This window comes from Nocardiopsis sp. LDBS1602 (assembly GCF_035818715.1).
In the GTDB taxonomy this organism is placed as follows: domain Bacteria; phylum Actinomycetota; class Actinomycetes; order Streptosporangiales; family Streptosporangiaceae; genus Nocardiopsis; species Nocardiopsis alba.
In genome coordinates this window covers 1,397,892-1,414,570 of record NZ_JAYLVW010000001.1, presented here as the reverse complement: position 1 = coordinate 1,414,570, position 16,679 = coordinate 1,397,892, and the positions used below count along the sequence as shown (strand labels likewise).

11 protein-coding genes are annotated in these 16,679 nt (G+C 70.2%); 10 read left to right on the top strand and 1 reads right to left on the bottom strand.

Annotated elements, in window-relative coordinates; translation table 11 throughout:
- Window positions 1-100 precede the first annotated feature (100 nt).
- The 7 genes from trpB to U9J66_RS06420 all read left to right on the top strand — a co-directional run bounded on the left by trpB (window position 101) and on the right by U9J66_RS06420 (window position 7,689).
- Window positions 101-1,318, top strand: coding sequence for a tryptophan synthase subunit beta (gene trpB, locus U9J66_RS06450; protein WP_026124914.1), 1,218 nt, complete (start codon window positions 101-103; stop codon window positions 1,316-1,318).
- Window positions 1,318-2,130, top strand: coding sequence for a tryptophan synthase subunit alpha (trpA, locus tag U9J66_RS06445; protein ID WP_326337295.1), 813 nt, complete (start codon window positions 1,318-1,320; stop codon window positions 2,128-2,130). The genes trpB and trpA overlap by 1 nt, the downstream gene beginning before the upstream one ends.
- A 360-nt stretch (window positions 2,131-2,490) precedes the next feature.
- Window positions 2,491-2,997: a MauE/DoxX family redox-associated membrane protein gene (locus tag U9J66_RS06440; RefSeq protein ID WP_026124913.1), complete on the top strand. Its 507-nt coding sequence runs from the start codon at window positions 2,491-2,493 to the stop codon at window positions 2,995-2,997.
- A gap of 60 nt (window positions 2,998-3,057) precedes the next feature.
- The gene (locus U9J66_RS06435) at window positions 3,058-4,041 is read left to right on the top strand and encodes a DsbA family protein (RefSeq protein WP_326337294.1); all 984 of its coding nucleotides are present in this window, start codon (window positions 3,058-3,060) and stop codon (window positions 4,039-4,041) included.
- 45 nt (window positions 4,042-4,086) lie between these two features.
- Complete coding sequence (gene lgt, locus U9J66_RS06430) at window positions 4,087-5,199, top strand: prolipoprotein diacylglyceryl transferase (RefSeq protein ID WP_017534057.1); 1,113 nt, start codon at window positions 4,087-4,089, stop codon at window positions 5,197-5,199.
- Window positions 5,200-5,302: 103 nt separating this feature from the next.
- Entirely contained in the window at window positions 5,303-6,469 is a 1,167-nt protein-coding gene (locus U9J66_RS06425; RefSeq protein WP_017534056.1) for a hypothetical protein, read from the top strand.
- A gap of 173 nt (window positions 6,470-6,642) precedes the next feature.
- Window positions 6,643-7,689, top strand: coding sequence for a hypothetical protein (locus U9J66_RS06420; RefSeq protein ID WP_326337293.1), 1,047 nt, complete (start codon window positions 6,643-6,645; stop codon window positions 7,687-7,689).
- A gap of 72 nt (window positions 7,690-7,761) precedes the next feature.
- Here U9J66_RS06420 and U9J66_RS06415 read toward each other — a convergent pair whose 3' ends face one another.
- Window positions 7,762-9,516 (bottom strand): bis-aminopropyl spermidine synthase family protein, encoded by a 1,755-nt coding sequence (locus U9J66_RS06415; protein WP_326337292.1) that lies wholly within the window; start codon window positions 9,514-9,516, stop codon window positions 7,762-7,764.
- 574 nt (window positions 9,517-10,090) lie between these two features.
- Between U9J66_RS06415 and gltB the strand changes: the two genes are divergently transcribed.
- The 3 genes from gltB (at window position 10,091) to U9J66_RS06400 (ending at window position 16,610) form a co-directional block, all read left to right on the top strand.
- Window positions 10,091-14,653, top strand: a complete 4,563-nt coding sequence (gene gltB, locus U9J66_RS06410; RefSeq protein WP_326337291.1) for a glutamate synthase large subunit — start codon at window positions 10,091-10,093, stop codon at window positions 14,651-14,653.
- A gap of 26 nt (window positions 14,654-14,679) precedes the next feature.
- The gene (locus U9J66_RS06405) at window positions 14,680-16,134 is read left to right on the top strand and encodes a glutamate synthase subunit beta (protein WP_017534053.1); all 1,455 of its coding nucleotides are present in this window, start codon (window positions 14,680-14,682) and stop codon (window positions 16,132-16,134) included.
- Window positions 16,135-16,226: 92 nt separating this feature from the next.
- A complete protein-coding gene (locus tag U9J66_RS06400) occupies window positions 16,227-16,610 on the top strand; it encodes a DUF2784 domain-containing protein (protein ID WP_041562221.1) in 384 nt (127 codons plus the stop codon).
- The last annotated feature ends 69 nt before the right edge of the window (window positions 16,611-16,679 follow it).

The window sequence follows — 16,679 nt, the reverse complement described above, 5'->3', positions numbered from 1 at the left end:
CGGACCCCGGCGGCGCACAGCCGGTCGGCGCGCGGCCTCCCCGCGGCGCGAACGTCGGCGGGGAACCACCGCGGTCGGCCTCCTTCCAGGAGAACTTCCCATGAGTCACGCTCAACCGGTGCCCGACGAGCTGGGGCACTACGGCCGTTTCGGTGGGCGTTTCGCCCCCGAGGCCCTCATCGCCGCCCTCGACGAGGTCGAGGCCGAATGGGCCAAGGCCAAGGAGGACCCGGTCTTCCAGGCCGAGTTCGACGACCTGCTCAAGAACTACGCCGGCCGTCCGAGCCTGCTCACCGAGGCCCGCAACTTCTCCGAGCACGCGGGCGGCGCCCGCATCCTCCTCAAGCGCGAGGACCTCAACCACACCGGCTCGCACAAGATCAACAACGTGCTGGGCCAGGCCCTGCTGACCAAGCGCATGGGCAAGACGCGCGTCATCGCCGAGACCGGTGCCGGCCAGCACGGCGTGGCCACCGCCACCGCCTGCGCGCTGCTCGGCCTGGAGTGCCGCATCTACATGGGCGAGGAGGACACCCGCCGTCAGGCCCTCAACGTCGCCCGCATGAGGATGCTCGGCGCCGAGGTCGTCCCGGTCACGATCGGCAGCCGCACGCTCAAGGACGCCATCAACGAGACCTTCCGGGACTGGGTCGCCAACGTCGACCGCACCCACTACCTCTTCGGCACCGCCGCCGGACCGCACCCCTTCCCCAAGCTGGTGCGCGACCTGCACTTCACCGTGGGCGCCGAGGCCCGCAGGCAGGCGCTGGAACTCACCGGCCGTCTCCCCGACGCCGTCACCGCCTGCGTGGGCGGAGGGTCGAACGCCATCGCGATCTTCGCCGCCTTCATCCCCGACGAGGAGGTGGCCCTGTACGGCTTCGAGGCCGGGGGAGAGGGCGCCGACACCGACCGCACCGCCGCCTCCATCACCGCGGGCAGCCCCGGGGTCTTCCACGGGGCCCGTACCTTCGTCCTCCAGGACGAGTACGGCCAGACCCTGCCCAGCCACTCCATCTCCGCCGGACTCGACTACCCGGCGGTGGGGCCCGAGCACGCCCACCTGGCCGCCACCGGCCGCGCCACCTACGAGCCCGTCACCGACGCCGAGGCGATGGAGGCCTTCCGGCTGCTGTGCCGGACCGAGGGCATCATCCCCGCCATCGAGAGCGCGCACGCCCTGGGCGGGGCGATCCGGCTGGGCCGCAGGCTCGGCCCGGACTCCATCATCCTGGTGAACCTCTCCGGACGCGGGGACAAGGACGTCAACACCGCCGCCGACTACTTCGGCCTCGTCGACTCGGAGGGACAGGCCTGATGCCGACCACCACATTGCAGACCAAGATGGCCGAGGCGCGCGCCGCCGGCCGGGCCGTCCTCGTCGGCTACCTCCCCGCGGGCTTCCCCGACGTGGAGTCCTCCATCCGCGTCGTCCAGGCCATGGTCGAGGGCGGCTGCGACGTCATCGAGGTCGGCCTGCCCTACTCCGACCCCATGATGGACGGCCCCACCATCCAGCGGGCGGCCGATATGGCGCTGAACTCCGGCACCACCACGGAGGACGTGTTCCGAGTGGTGGAGGCCACCGCCGCCACCGGTGCCGCGGCCCTGGTCATGTCCTACTGGAACCCGATCGAACGCTACGGCGTGGAGCGCTTCGCCACCGGCCTGGCCGACGCCGGCGGGGCCGGGGTCATCACCCCCGACCTCATCCCGGAGGAGGCCCGCGAGTGGTACGACGCCTCGGAGAAGGCCGGGCTCGACCGGATCTTCCTGGTGGCGCCCTCCTCCTCGGACCGGCGTCTGGCGCTGACCACCGAGGCCTGTAGCGGGTTCGTGTACGCGGCCTCGCTCATGGGCGTCACCGGTACCCGGGCCCAGGTCGCCGACACCGCCGAGACCCTGGTCCGGCGCACTCGCGAGGTCACCCGGGACTCGGAGCTGCCGATCTGCGTGGGGTTGGGCATCTCCACCGCGGCCCAGGCCGCCGAGGTCGCCGCCTACGCCGACGGGGTCATCGTCGGCGCCGGGTTCTGCCAGCGGATCCTGGACGCTCCGGACCTGGAGACCGGGCTGATCGCGGTCCGTTCCTTCGCCGAGGAACTGGCCGGAGGCGTCCGCTCCCGCTGATCGCCTCCCGCACCACCGTTCGCCCCTCGGGTCCCGCCCGAGGGGCGAATCGCGTTCGGGGGAGGAGAGCGACGGAGGCGTTCTCGGGCCGGTGGACCTCTTCGATCGCGGTTCGGGTTAAGAGGGTGAGAATCGGGTGAGAAGGGGTTGGGAAAACGGCCGGATCGGTCCCGAGAACGGCGTGTCGGTGATGTGATGGCGGTGCTCCGGGTCGCCGGGTGCCGCTCCGTCACCACGGGGTTCGAACCCAGTGTCACCCGTCCACTACAGCAAGTAGGATCTCTATCGACACGAAGAGCGACGGCCCGGGCACCCGGCGCCACGCTCGCCGACGACCGACCCCTCTCCCGAAGGCCTCAGATGACGGACACACCAGACGACGCCGCCCCCCGTCCCCCCACACGCTGGGAGACCGTCCAACCCTGGATCAGCCTCGCCTGCCGCCTCGGCCTGGCCGCCGTCCTCATCACCGCGGCCGTCACCAAGTTCCCGCCGGCACTGTCGGTCCAGGCGGTGGAGGCCTACGACCTCTTCCCCCACGAGATCGCCCGGCTCATCGGTTACACCCTCCCCCTCTTCGAACTCGCGCTGGCCCTGCTGCTCCTGGCCGGTCTGGCCACCCGATACGTGGGCGCGGTCAGTGCGATCCTCATGGTCGTCTTCATCGCCGGAATCTTTTCCGCGATGGCCCGCGGCCTCAACATCGACTGCGGTTGCTTCGGCGGCGGCGGACAGGTCGAACCGGGGGAGACCACCTACGGGCTCTCCATCGCCCGCGACATCGTCTTCGCGGCGCTGGGCGCGTTCATCGCGATCTGGCCCCGTTCACCCTTCGCCCTCGACCGGACCCTCGGGCTCTACAAGTGAGCCGGAGGCCACTCCACAGCACGGTCGATCACTTCAGCAACATCGGAAACAGGGGAAAGCATGGGCAGTGAAGCGCGCAAGCGCTCCCGAGAGAAACTCAGGGAACAGCGGGAGAGGGAGAAGCGCGCCGCCAAGCGCAACAAGACCCTTCTGGTCCTCGGCGGTGCCGCGCTCGTGGTCCTGCTCGTCGTCGGTGTCGGCTACGCCGTCCTCACCTACGGTCAGGGCGACGAGTACGACGGTCCGCTGGCCACCACCACCCTCCAGGACGACGGCAGCGTCGTCATGGCCGACGAGGGCGTGGAGGCCCCCGTCGTCGAGGTGTACGCCGACTACCAGTGCCCGGCCTGCCGCCAGTTCGAACTCCTCAACGGCGACCTCCTCAAGGAGCGTGCCGCCGAGGGCGAGGCCATCGTCCACTTCCGGCCGGTCAGCATCTTCGCCCAGCAGCCCGTCCCCATCAGCAGCAACTCGCTGCGGGCCGGGGCCGCCGCCCGCGCCGCCGCCGACCACGACCTCTTCGTCCAGTACAACGACCTGCTCTTCGAGAACCAGCCGACCGAGGGCCGTGAAGGCTTCGACGTCGACGAACTCAAGGGATGGTTCCGAGAGGCCGGCGGCGACGACACCCAGGGCGCCGAGTTCGACGAACGCCTCGACGCCGAGGCCGAGGTCGTCACCGAGTTCACCGAGAAGTTCCTTCCCGCCCTGACCCGGGACGCCACCGAGCAGATCGGCGAGGAGACCCTGGGGACCATGGTCCTGGCCGACCTGCTCAAGTGGGGCGACGAGAACGGGCACGACTCCTCGTTCCTCGACGGGACCTACACGGGCGAGATCATCGACGCCACCGGAACGGCTTACACTCGCTACAGCGGAGACAACGCGTTCCGCGGCACACCTTCCGTCTACATCAACGGCGAACTGCTCGACAACAACAGCGCCATGACCGCACGCGGTCTGTCCGAGGCGATCGCCTCCGCGGGACCGGGCGAGGTCGAGACTCGACCGATGGGCGACGGGGGCGACGCGGACAACCCCTGACAAGAACCCCGCGCGCGGGGCGAACCCGAGAGCAGAGCATTGACATTGCCGTCGACAGCCTTCGAGGGCGCGATCGAGTACGGTCGCGCCCTCGCGGCCATTCCCAGCCCCGAGGTCAACGCGATCCCCATCGGGCCCCTGCAGATCCACTTCTACGCCCTGTGCATCCTGGCCGGCGTCATCGTCGCCGTCCTGTGGAGCGAGCGCAGGTGGAAGGCGATGGGGGGAGAGCCCGGCACCATCATGGACATGGCCGTCTGGGCCGTGATCCTCGGGCTCATCGGTGGACGCCTCTACCACGTCATCAGTGACGCCCAGCTCTACTTCGGACCGGGCAAGGAGCCCATCCGCGCCTTCTACATCTGGGAGGGCGGACTCGGTATCTGGGGGGCCATCCCGCTCGGAGCCCTCGGCGTGTGGCTGGTCGCGCGCAAACGCGGGCTGTCGATGTCCAAGCTCGCCTTCGCCATCGCCCCCACGATCCCGTTGGCCCAGGCCATCGGTCGCTGGGGCAACTACTTCAACCAGGAGCTGTTCGGCCGTCCCACCGACCTGCCCTGGGCCGTGGAGATCAACCTCACCCCCGAGGGCTACCTTCGCGCCGGCATGGAGCCCGGTGTGACCACGTACCACCCCACCTTCCTCTACGAATCCCTCTGGTGCCTGGGCCTGGCGATCCTCCTGGCCTACCTCGGCCGTCGCTTCGAGAGCTCCCTCCAGGGCGGGCGCCTCTTCGCCCTCTACGTCATGGGCTACTGCGTCGGCCGCTTCTGGATCGAGTACCTGCGCGTGGACCCGGCCAACGACTTCCTCGGCCTGCGTCTGAACAACTGGACCTCGATCGTCGTCTTCCTCGGCGCCCTGGCCTACTTCGTGTGGGCCGGTAGCCGCCTGGACCGTTTCTCCACCGCGGTGGTCCCGCACGGCCACGACGCGGGCACCCAGGTGTTCGGGGACACAGGTGCGCGTGACACCGACGACCAGGGCACCGTCTACAGCGCCGTGGACACCGACGATTCGGGGTTCGACCAGGTCACGGACGCTTCCAGTGGAGCCGGCACGGAATACCATCCGCGTCCCGAGCGATCTAGTAGCGAGGGCTCGGCGGAGGACGGTGCCGAAGGCGCCGGAGGCGACTCCGGGTCGAAGCCCGAGTAGATCGGGGACAGTGAACCCCGACGCGTCGGCCCGTGGCCGACCGCGTCCAAGGGAGTTCTCCCCACCAGTCGAGCAGACCACGGGTTGACGATTGAGAAAGACCGTGAGCAGAGCCGAGTCCGGTTACGGACGCAAGGGACGGCGTGGCGGAACCCGTCACGCCTCCGGCACCCACACCGGAGACCACGTCGAAGAGCACGACTACGAGCGTGAGGACGACGGATACGACGAGGGCTACGACCCCGAGGAGGACTTCTCCGAGGAGTACGGCCACACCCACACCCGCGACGCCGAGGACGACGCCGCGGAGTACCACGACGACGAGCCGGAGCAGGACGCCGAGGCGGAACGTCCGGGTCGTCGCGGTGGGCGACGGAAGAACAAGGGCAAGGGCAAGGACAAGCGCGGCGTCGACCGTGTCTCCGCCTTCTCCGCGTCCGCGATCAAGAAGGTCTCGGTCCTGGGCGACCGGCCCAACCAGATCGTGTACACCCTCGCTGAGCAGAGCAAGCGCAAGCGCGGCACCGCCGTGCTCGGAGTGCTCCTGGGAGCCTTCAGCCTCGCTCTGGTCGCCCTCCTGGGCCTGTTGAGCTTCCAGCTGGTCACCGGAGGGGGAGGAAGCTCGGCCGGGGGCGAGGACTCCATCGTGGCCCCGCCCGAGGGACACAGCACCCTCACCCCGGAGCTGTACCTCTTCCAGCCCGACGACCCCGAGGTGTTCGGGGCCATCGACGAGCGTCCCGCCGACGCGGAACCGATGACCGACGACTCGGTGTTCGGCTCCGTCGACGAGCTCGAGCTCGGGGACATGAAGCTGGACCTGAGGGCCTCCGAGGTCACCGACTCCTGCACCTCTCTGGTGTGGGGCGAGGAGCTCGGTCAGAGTCTCCTGGACGGCGGCTGCGTCAACGCGGCCTCGGGCGTCTACACCGACTCCAAGGAGGACTACGTCGCGCAGGTGACCCTGTTCGACCTCTCCGACAGCGAGAGCGCCACCGAGGTGGCCGCGGCGATGGACCCGACCAACGCCGAGACCGGCCCCGGCTTCCTCCTCACCCGTGAGGACGAGGGGATCCCCGGACTCCAGGACGGCTACAGCCAGGCCTCCACCCAGGTCATGGGCCACTACCTGGCCGTGTTCTGGTCGGGACGCGTCGACGGGGAGCCGCCCGGCAAGGACACGGACATGGCGACCCTGAACGTGGCCTCCATGAACGCCTTCTCGTTCGTCTACGACGAGGTCGTCGCGAACCGTCCCGACGGTGAGTGACGACGGAGACGGTGGATCTGTTCGGCCCTGTCGGGCGCCCCGATAGGATCTCGGACAGATCGACCCGTCCCCGCCAGGGTCGTACCGGGGGGAGGATCCATCCCCCCGAATCCCGAGCGCAAGCGGGCCGGTCACCTCGGTGACCGGCCCGAACCCACGGAAAGGTCCTTTGGGTGTCCCCTTCTGAACCATCGACGCCCGGCCGGCCGGGCCGCCGGAGGAAGAACAGCGAGCCCGACGAGTCCCGGACCTCGACGGCCCCCTCCGCCGAGGGCGGGCGCCGCCGGGGCGGTGGCCGACGCAAGAAGGAGGCCGGACGTCCGGGCCGGACCCTGATCATCGTCGTCGTGGCGCTGGTCGTGGTGCTCGCCGTCCTCGGTACCTTCCTGTTCCTCAGGTTCACGGGGGACGAGGGAGAGGACGCGGCCGCCCAGCAGACGCGCCCGGTCGTCTACAAGATCCGGGACGCCGGCAGCATGAACGAGGTGCTCGCCTCCCGCGAGGTGGACTCGCGCCCCCTGAACGAGGGCGAGCTGTTCGAACGCCGCAACGCCGAGATCTCCAGCCAGAGCATCGACTTCACCCTGCGGGACTCGGACCTGACCGAGGACTGCTCCGCCGCCGTCTGGGGTCAGGAGGTCACCGACGCGTTGGCGGCGGCCGACTGCTCCCAGGTCGGACGCGCCACCTACGTCGCGGACGGTTACTTCGGCGTGGCCGCCGTGTTCAACCTGGCCGACGTCGAGGGCAGCCGTGCCGTCGCCGACGCCATGGAGGCGCCCGAACCCGAGAACGACGAGTCCGCCGAGGAGGTCGTCGACCCCGGTTTCCTCCTCGCCCCCTCCGGCAGTGACCCCTTCGACCGTCTGGGCTCCGGATACAGCGCGGCCGACGCCATCGTCAGCGGCCACTACCTGGTCGTGGTCTGGGTCCAGCCGACCGACTCCGAATCGGTGGAGGAACGCGTCACCCTCTCCACCCCGCTGGTGGCCCTGGCCAACTTCCGAGAGCCCCTCTTCCGTCGCCTGGTCGAGTACAGCGACGGTGACGAGGGCGGCGAGACCGGTACCGGCGAGCCCGACACGACCGGTGAGGGCGTCCCCGCCGAACCCGGTACCGAGGGCACGGGGGAGACCGGTACCGGAGAGGCGGGCGTCCCCGTCGAGCCCGGTACCGAAGAGGTCCCTCAGGAACAGGTTCCGGTGGAGCCCGGCCAGTAGGGGGACACCACAGGACACACCGCGGGCCCGGAGGGAACCCCCTCCGGGCCCGCGGTGTCGTCGGACCGGGGCTCAGGCGCCCTGCGACTCCTCCACCCGGGCCACCAGCTCCGAGGCCAACACCCGCAGCTCCGAGAAACGATGCTCGGGCAGGTCCAACAGGCTGTGCCCGGGCAGCCACGCCGGAGCCGACGCCACCGCCTGCCGGGCCGTGCGCTTATTGGTGGGACGGCCCCGCCAGGAGGACACCTCCACCAGACCGGTCCGCAACGTCGTGGTGAGCGTGCCGTGGGCCCGCCCCTGCACATGGGCCAGGAGGCGACCCGTGCTCCCACCCGGATCCGGGTTGCGCGTCAACCGGATCGCGGTCAGATCGGGGGCTCCGAAACCGCGCAGGAACCGCACCCGCGCGCCCGGCTCCACCATCGCCCGGAAGGCCTTCTGACCGGCCTCGTCACGTACCCAGGTCGAGGCCGAGGGCACCAGCACGTACACGGTGTCGCTCGTCGAGGCCAACGCCACCCGGGGCGCCGACCGATCCCAACCACCGGTGAGATCGACCACCGCGCACGTCCCCGCCGCGGTCGGCGAGTCCATCCAGGTGGACAGCCGCACCCGCACCTCACGGCGGACCTCGCGCGGCCAGTCGCCGACCAGGGCCGGGGCGTCGGAACCCTCCACGTCCTCCTCGGCCACCCGTTCCAGCACCGCGGCGGCCCGCTCGGCGTCCAAACGCCCCCGCGCCTCCTTGGCGTTGGAGCCCTGGCTGTAGACCCGCGCGCTGTCGCCACCGGAGGAGGGCGAGGGCTTCGCCAACGGCCGCAGCACGTACAGGTCGCTGGCGGCGCCGATCGACTCCGCCCCCAGGTACCGGTTGAAGTCCGGCCACACGGCCTCCATCAACAGACCCGACCGCACCAGCCGGGCCTGAGTGGCCGCCGCGAGCTTCGGAGTGGCCTCACTGGCCCCGTAGGCCACGAGCACACGACCCCGCTTGGGGTCGGCCAGGCCCTCCACCCCGCGTCGCACGAACAACTCCACCCCCTCCGGGGTGTAGGGCGGGTCGGTGAAGACCACGTCGGCCTGTTCGCGCAGGCTCGAAGGCAATCCCAGACGCAGGTCGGCGCTGTGCGTGCGCACCGGCAGCCCGAGCCGCTCGGCCACCGCGTCGATGTGCGCCAACACCCGCTCGTCCAGGTCCACGACCAGCACACGGACCCCAGGCCGGACCAGAGGCAGGGCCAGGGAGGTCAGGTCGTGGTCGCCCACGCACAACAGCGTCCGTCGACGCAGATCGAAACGGGTGTCCAGGAAGAGCGCGCGACGCAACGCCGTCTCCGCCGTCGCCGACACGTGGTCCAGATCCAGGTCCGATGCCGGGCCCTCGGCGACAGCCCGCACCAGTTCGGAGGCGGCCCTGGGATGATCGGACAACAGATGGGCCACGGGATCGGCCAGCGAGGGGGCCGAGGCACCGCGATAGTGCTCGGGCCGCACCAACCGGAACCGATCTCCGTCCCGAGTCACCTCACCTGCCTCGTCCAACGCCTTGAGCAGCGAGTTCACCACGGAATGGGCCACACCGCCGGCCCGCACCAGATCGTTCGCGCTCCACCAACGTCCGTCGGAGAGCAACGCCAGGATCTGCCGAGGGCGTGGCGCGTCCACACCGTGCTCGCGCAGGAACCTCTCGGCAGCCGCGGGCAGAGGAGGGTCCGCGTCGCCGCGAAGGGACGTCGCGAGACCCGGGACCGGTGAGCCCGGTCCACGGGTGGGATCGTTCGAGGCCCCGGAATCCGGGCCGGGGGAAGTCGGGTGTCCTGCCATCTGGCGATCCTCCCACGGCACACGCACGTGTGCGGCGACACGGGCCGGGACAGGTACGTCACCGATGAGGGGGACATCACTCCCGAAGCGTCCCCACGCCCCGCCCCGAAGCCCATCACACCCTCGTGACCAGCACGAACTTCACCATGGAACCTCCCCGAAGGGAGGTGAAACGGACACCACCCGAGGGTGATGTCTTGACATGGAGAGGTTTGGTGAAGTTTCCTCGTGGAAACATTCGCTGAGCCGGATCCCTCGGGAACGACCCCGAGAGGAACACGCGTCGCCTCGCATCGGGCGGACGTGAACGGGACCGGAGAGAGCGCACCGCGGCGCCGTCACCGACCCGTTCGACACAGCGTGCCGCCCACGTCGAACGGTGGCGGAGGCCCGAACCACGGGCACCCCGACCACCGCCGACCCTCCGAGGCACGCACCCTTCCGGCATCGGGAACACACCCGCCCCGGCGGGAGCGTCCCGGCGAGAGCACAACAGAATCACGCACGCAGCAGGGCCAACGTCGTCCCGAACGCGCTTTTCACAAAAGCCCACTTCATGACGACAGGAGGACCGATGCCCGCTGAACACGTGCGACGTTCGTCCGCCCGAACGAACACCGGACCGTCCCCCCAGGGCCTCTACGACCCCGCCCACGAGCACGACGCCTGTGGACTCGGCTTCGTCGCCGACCTCACCGGGCGCCGCACCCACGACACCGTGAGCAAGGCCCTCACCGTCCTGCGCAACCTCGACCACCGGGGCGCCTCCGGAGCCGACCCCGACGACGGCGACGGCGCGGGCATCCTCACCCAGATCCCGCACGAGCTCTACAGCGAGGTCTGCGACTTCGAACTCCCCGAGGCCGGCGCCTACGCCACCGGTATCGGATTCCTCCCCGTCGACGCCGCCGAACGCGCCTCGGTCGTCGCCGAGATCGACGCCATCGTCGCCGATGAGGGACTGACCCTGCTCGGCTGGCGCGAGGTCCCCTTCGAGCCCCGCTACAGCGGGCCCGCCGCCCGCGAGTCCATGCCCTACTTCGGGCAGATCTTCGTCACCGGACGCGAGGGCACCCCCACCGAAGGCCTCACCGGCATCGACCTCGAACGCCACACCTACTGCGTCCGCAAGCGCGCCGAACACGAGACCGGCGCCTACTTCCCGAGCCTGTCCCCGCGCACCATCGCCTACAAGGGCATGCTCACCACGCCCCAGCTCGAACCGTTCTTCCCCGACCTGTCCGACCGGCGCTACACCTCCGGCCTGGCCCTGGTCCACTCCCGGTTCTCCACCAACACGTTCCCCTCCTGGCCGCTCGCCCACCCGTTCCGCTACGTCGCGCACAACGGGGAGATCAACACGGTCAAGGGCAACCGGAACATGATGCGGTCCCGCGAGGCCGGACTCGCCACCGATCTCATCCCCGGCGATCTGGAGCGGATCCTGCCCATCGTCGACCCCGACGACTCCGACACCGCCTCCTTCGACGACGTCCTGGAACTCCTCCACCTGGGCGGACGCGGCCTGCCGCACGCCGTCCTCATGATGATCCCCGAGCCCTGGGAGAACCACACCACGATGGACCCGGCCGTCCGGGCCTTCTACGAGTACCACTCCACCCTCATGGAGCCCTGGGACGGCCCCGCCTCGGTGTCCTTCACCGACGGCACCATCGTCGGCTCCGTCCTGGACCGCAACGGACTGCGCCCCGGCCGCTACTGGGTCACCGAGGACGGCCTCGTCGTCCTGGCCTCCGAGGCCGGCGTCCTCGACCTGGACCCCGCCACCATCGTCCGCAAGGGCCGGCTCCAGCCCGGCCGCATCTTCGTCGTCGACACCGCCCAAGGGCGCATCATCGAGGACGAGGAGATCAAGGCCGAGCTCGCCGCCGAACACCCCTACCGGGAGTGGGTCGAGAACGGCATCGTCCACCTCGACGACCTCCCCGAGGCCGACCCCGCCCCGGTCACCGAACCCGACCGCGCCCGGCAGGTGTTCGGCTACACCGAGGAGGAGCTCCGCGTCATCCTCACCCCGATGGCCCGCACCGGCGCCGAACCCATCGGATCCATGGGCACCGACACCCCCGTCGCCGCCCTCTCCACCCGACCGCGCCTGCTCTTCGACTACTTCTCGCAGAACTTCGCACAGGTCACCAACCCGCCGCTGGACGCCATCCGCGAGGAGATGGTCACCAGCCTCACCACCCTCCTCGGCGCGGAGAGCAACCTCCTGCACCGTGGACCGAACCCCGAGGCCGCCCGCCGTCTCGCGCTGCCCACCCCCGTCGTCGACCAGAGCGACCTCGCCGCCATCGTCGCCGCCGGAGAGACCGACCCGGCGCTGCGCACCCACACCATCGACGGCACCTACCCCGTCGACGGAGGCGGCGACGCCCTGAGCGCCCGCCTCGACCGGATCGAGACCGAGGTCTCCGAGGCCATCGCCGCCGGCGCCCGCATCCTCGTCCTCAGCGACCGGAACGCCGACGCCGACCGGGCCCCGATCCCCTCGCTCCTGCTGACCGGGGCCGTCCACCACCACCTCGTCCGCGAGAAGACCCGCACCGAGGTCGGTCTCCTCGTCGAGGCCGGCGACGTCCGCGAATGCCACCACGTGGCACTCCTCATCGGTTACGGCGCCTCCGCCGTCAACCCCTACCTGGCGCTGGAGACCGTCCGCGACCTGGTACGACGCGGCACTCTCGGCGACATCGACGCCGACACCGCCGCCCGCAACACCCTCAAGGCCTACGCCAAGGGCGTCCTCAAGATCATGTCCAAGATCGGCGTCTCCACGGTCGGCTCCTACACCGGCGCCCAGATCTTCGAGGCCCTCGGCCTGGGCCAGGACGTCATCGACCGCTGCTTCACCGGCACCACCTCCCGACTCGGCGGCGTCGGCCTCGACGTCCTCGCCGAGGAGGTCGCCCTCCGCCACCGCCACGCCCACACCGCCACCCCGGCCGCCCACCGGCGCCTGGAGGTCGGCGGCGAGTACCAGTGGCGCCGCGAGGGCGAACCGCACCTGTTCGACCCCGAGACCGTCTTCAAGCTCCAGCACTCCACCCGGGTCCGCAAGTACGAGATCTTCAAGGAGTACACGAGCAAGGTCGACGACCAGGCCGAACGGCTCATGACCCTCCGCGGACTCTTCCGCCTCAAGGAGGGCGTGCGCGAACCCGTGCCGATCGACGAGGTCGAACCCGTCTCCGCCATCGTCAAGCGCTTCTCCACCGGGGCCATGTCCTACGGCTCCATCTCCGCCGAGGCCCACGAGACCCTCGCCATCGCGATGAACCGCCTCGGCGGCAAGTCCAACACCGGAGAGGGCGGTGAGGACCCGGCCCGCTTCACCCCCGACGCCAACGGCGACCTGCGCCGCAGCGCCATCAAGCAGGTCGCCTCCGGACGCTTCGGCGTCACCTCGCACTACCTCGGCAACGCCGACGACATCCAGATCAAGATGGCCCAGGGCGCCAAGCCCGGCGAAGGCGGCCAGCTCCCCGGCCACAAGGTCTACCCGTGGGTCGCCGACACCCGGCACTCCACCCCCGGCGTCGGCCTCATCTCGCCGCCGCCCCACCACGACATCTACTCCATCGAGGACCTCGCCCAGCTCATCCACGACCTCAAGAACGCCAACCCCTCCGCGCGCGTCCACGTCAAGCTGGTCTCCGAGGCCGGCGTGGGCACCGTCGCCACCGGGGTGTCCAAGGCGCACGCCGACGTCGTCCTCATCTCCGGACACGACGGCGGCACCGGCGCCTCACCGCTGACCTCGCTCAAGCACGCCGGCACCCCCTGGGAGCTCGGCCTCGCCGAGACCCAGCAGACCCTGCTGCTCAACGGCCTGCGCGACCGCATCGTCGTCCAGGCCGACGGCCAGATGAAGACCGGACGCGACGTCGTCGTCGCGGCCCTCCTCGGAGCCGAGGAGTACGGCTTCGCCACCGCGCCCCTCGTCGTCTCCGGCTGCGTGATGATGCGCGTCTGCCACCTCGACACCTGCCCCGTCGGCGTCGCCACCCAGAACCCCCTCCTGCGGGAACGGTTCTCCGGCAAGGCCGAGTACATCGTCAACTTCTTCGAGTTCATCGCCCAAGAGGTCCGCGAGTACCTGGCCGCGCTCGGCTTCCGCAGCCTGGACGAGGCCATCGGCTCCGTCGACCTGCTCGACACCACCGACGCCGTCGACCACTGGAAGGCCCAGGGCCTGGACCTGTCGCCGATCCTCCACGAGGTCGAGCCCCTCGCCGGAGACCACCGCTCCCACCGCCGTAAGCAGGACCACGGCCTCGACAAGGCCCTGGACAACACCCTCGTCCAGCTCAGCGAAGGGGCCCTCGACTTCGGCCGACCCGTCGTGCTCGAACTGCCCGTCCGCAACGTCAACCGCACCGTCGGCACCATGCTCGGATACGAGGTCACCCGACGCCACGGGGCCCGAGGCCTGCCCACCGACACCATCGACGTCACCTTCACCGGAACCGCCGGTCAGTCCTTCGGCGCCTTCGTGCCCAAGGGCATCACCCTGCGACTCCGGGGAGACGCCAACGACTACGTCGGCAAGGGCCTGTCCGGAGGCCGGATCATCGTCCGCCCCCACACCGACAGCGCCCTCGTCGCCGAAGAGCACATCATCGCCGGAAACGTCATCGGCTATGGAGCCACCTCCGGAGAGATCCTCATCCGCGGTGTCGTCGGCGAACGCTTCTGCGTCCGCAACTCCGGCGCCACCGCCGTCGTCGAGGGCATCGGCGACCACGGCTGCGAATACATGACCGGAGGCCGCGCCGTCATCCTCGGCCGCACCGGACGCAACCTCGCCGCCGGCATGTCCGGAGGCATCGCCTACGTCCTCGACCTGAACCCCGAGAACGTCAACGGCGACATGGTCGAGATCGAGGAGACCACCGAAGAGGACCGGACCTTCCTCACCGACATCCTCGAACGCCACCACGCCGAGACCGGCTCCGCCGTCGCCGAACGCCTCCTGGCCCAGGGCGACCGCGGCCTGGACCGCATCGCCAAGATCATGCCGCGCGACTACAAGAGGGTCCTCCTCGCCAGGGCCGAGGCCGAACGAGAAGGCCGCGACGTCGACGAGGCCGTCATGGCCTCCGCGCAGTCCTGAGCCCCGCAACCGAAAGGAGGAAGAACATGGCCGACCCCAAGGGTTTCCTGAAGATCACCGAGCGGGAGCTCCCCGCCCACCGACCCGTCGACGTGCGCATCCAGGACTGGCGCGAGGTCCAAGAGGACCTCGACCGGGGGACCGTCACCCGACAGGCCTCCCGCTGCATGGACTGCGGCATCCCCTTCTGCCACAACGGCTGCCCCCTGGGCAACCTCATCCCCGAGTGGAACCACCTCGTCCACACCCACGACTGGGCCGAGGCGATCGAACGACTCCACGCCACCAACAACTTCCCCGAGTTCACCGGCCGACTGTGCCCCGCGCCCTGCGAATCCGCCTGCGTGCTCGGCATCTCACAGCCCGCCGTCACCATCAAGAACGTCGAGGTCTCCATCATCGACCGCGCCTGGGAGGAGGGCTGGGTCCGACCCCTGCCCCCCACCCGACGCACCGGTAGGAAGGTCGCCGTCGTCGGCTCCGGGCCCGCCGGACTCGCCGCCGCCCAGCAGCTCACCCGCGCCGGCCACGACGTCACCGTCTACGAACGCGCCGACCGCGCCGGAGGCCTCCTCCGCTACGGCATCCCCGAGTTCAAGATGGAGAAGCGGCACGTCGACCGCCGCCTCGCCCAGATGACCGCCGAGGGCACCACCTTCCGCACCGGGGTCGACGTCGGCGTCGACATCACCGCCGAACGGCTCAGGGCGGACCACGACGCCGTCGTCCTCACCGGCGGCGCCACCCGGTGGCGGGACCTGCCCGCCACCGGCCGCGAACTCGACGGTATCCACCAGGCCATGGAGTACCTGCCCCTGGCCAACAGGGTCCAGGAGGGCGACCTCGAACAGGCCCCCATCGACGCGCGCGGAAAGCACGTCGTCGTCATCGGAGGCGGCGACACCGGCGCCGACTGCGTCGGCACCGCCCACCGGCAGGGGGCGGCCTCGGTCACCCAGCTGGAGATCATGCCCAAGCCGCCCACCAAGCGCCCCGACCACCAGCCCTGGCCCACCATGCCGATGCTGTACAAGGTCACCAGCGCCCACGAGGAGGGCGGCCGCCGGATCTACTCCGTCAACACCCTGGAGTTCCTGGGCGACGAACGAGGCCACGTCCGTGCCCTCAAGCTCGTCGACGTCGAACGCGGCCCGAACGGCTTCGAACCCGTCGAGGGCAGCGAACGCGAGATCCCCGCCGACCTCGTCACCCTCGCCATGGGCTTCGTCGGCCCCGAGAAGGAGGGCCTGCTCGACGAGCTCGGCGTCGAACTCGACGGCCGCGGCAACGTCGTCCGCGACGCCGAATACCGCACCAGCGTCGACGGCGTCTTCTGCGCCGGGGACATGGGGCGGGGCCAGTCGCTCATCGTCTGGGCCATCGCCGAGGGCCGCTCCGCCGCGGCCGCCGTCGACCGGGCGCTCGGCGGGGGCGGCGACCTGCCCACCGCCATCCCGCCCACCGCCCGCCCTCTGGTCTAGGGGCAGGTCGAGCGGGGGAGGGGCCGGGTTCGTCTCGGCCCCTCCCCCGCCGAGGGATGACACCCTCCGCGACCGACACCTACCCTCGAAGGATGATCTACCGGCTCGTCGGCGAAGGGGCCATGGTCCTTCACATGGCCTTCCTCGTCTACGTGGCCGTCGGCGGCTACCTCGCCTGGTATCGCCTCCCCGCTCTCTGGCCGCACATGGCCTGCGCGCTCTACGGGCTCGGCATCACCCTCATCGGCTGGGACTGCCCCCTCACCGACATCGAGACCTGGGGCCGTGAGAGGGCCGGACAGGCCGGACTCCCGCCCGGCGGCTTCATCGAGCACTACCTCACCGGCGTGGTCTACCCGCGGGAGCATCTCCTCACCGTCCAGCTCCTCGTCGCCCTCAGCGTCGCGGTGTCCTGGATCGGTGCCCTCATCCTCCACAGACGTCGCCAACGCCACTCCTCTGAGAACCGGGCGTAAAGATCGCGAATGGATCCCCGTCGCGCTATTCACCCACCGGGTATGTGTGCTTACCGTCGAAGCATGACC

What these genes read in the sequence shown, in the direction of transcription:
- trpB (WP_026124914.1), top strand. Translation starts at nt 101, where the DNA reads ATGAGTCACGCTCAACCGGTGCCCGACGAGCTGGGGCACTACGGCCGT.
- trpA (WP_326337295.1), top strand. Translation starts at nt 1,318, where the DNA reads ATGCCGACCACCACATTGCAGACCAAGATGGCCGAGGCGCGCGCCGCC.
- U9J66_RS06440 (WP_026124913.1), top strand. Translation starts at nt 2,491, where the DNA reads ATGACGGACACACCAGACGACGCCGCCCCCCGTCCCCCCACACGCTGG.
- U9J66_RS06435 (WP_326337294.1), top strand. Translation starts at nt 3,058, where the DNA reads ATGGGCAGTGAAGCGCGCAAGCGCTCCCGAGAGAAACTCAGGGAACAG.
- U9J66_RS06415 (WP_326337292.1), bottom strand. Translation starts at nt 9,516, where the DNA reads ATGGCAGGACACCCGACTTCCCCCGGCCCGGATTCCGGGGCCTCGAAC.
- gltB (WP_326337291.1), top strand. Translation starts at nt 10,091, where the DNA reads ATGCCCGCTGAACACGTGCGACGTTCGTCCGCCCGAACGAACACCGGA.
- U9J66_RS06405 (WP_017534053.1), top strand. Translation starts at nt 14,680, where the DNA reads ATGGCCGACCCCAAGGGTTTCCTGAAGATCACCGAGCGGGAGCTCCCC.
- U9J66_RS06400 (WP_041562221.1), top strand. Translation starts at nt 16,227, where the DNA reads ATGATCTACCGGCTCGTCGGCGAAGGGGCCATGGTCCTTCACATGGCC.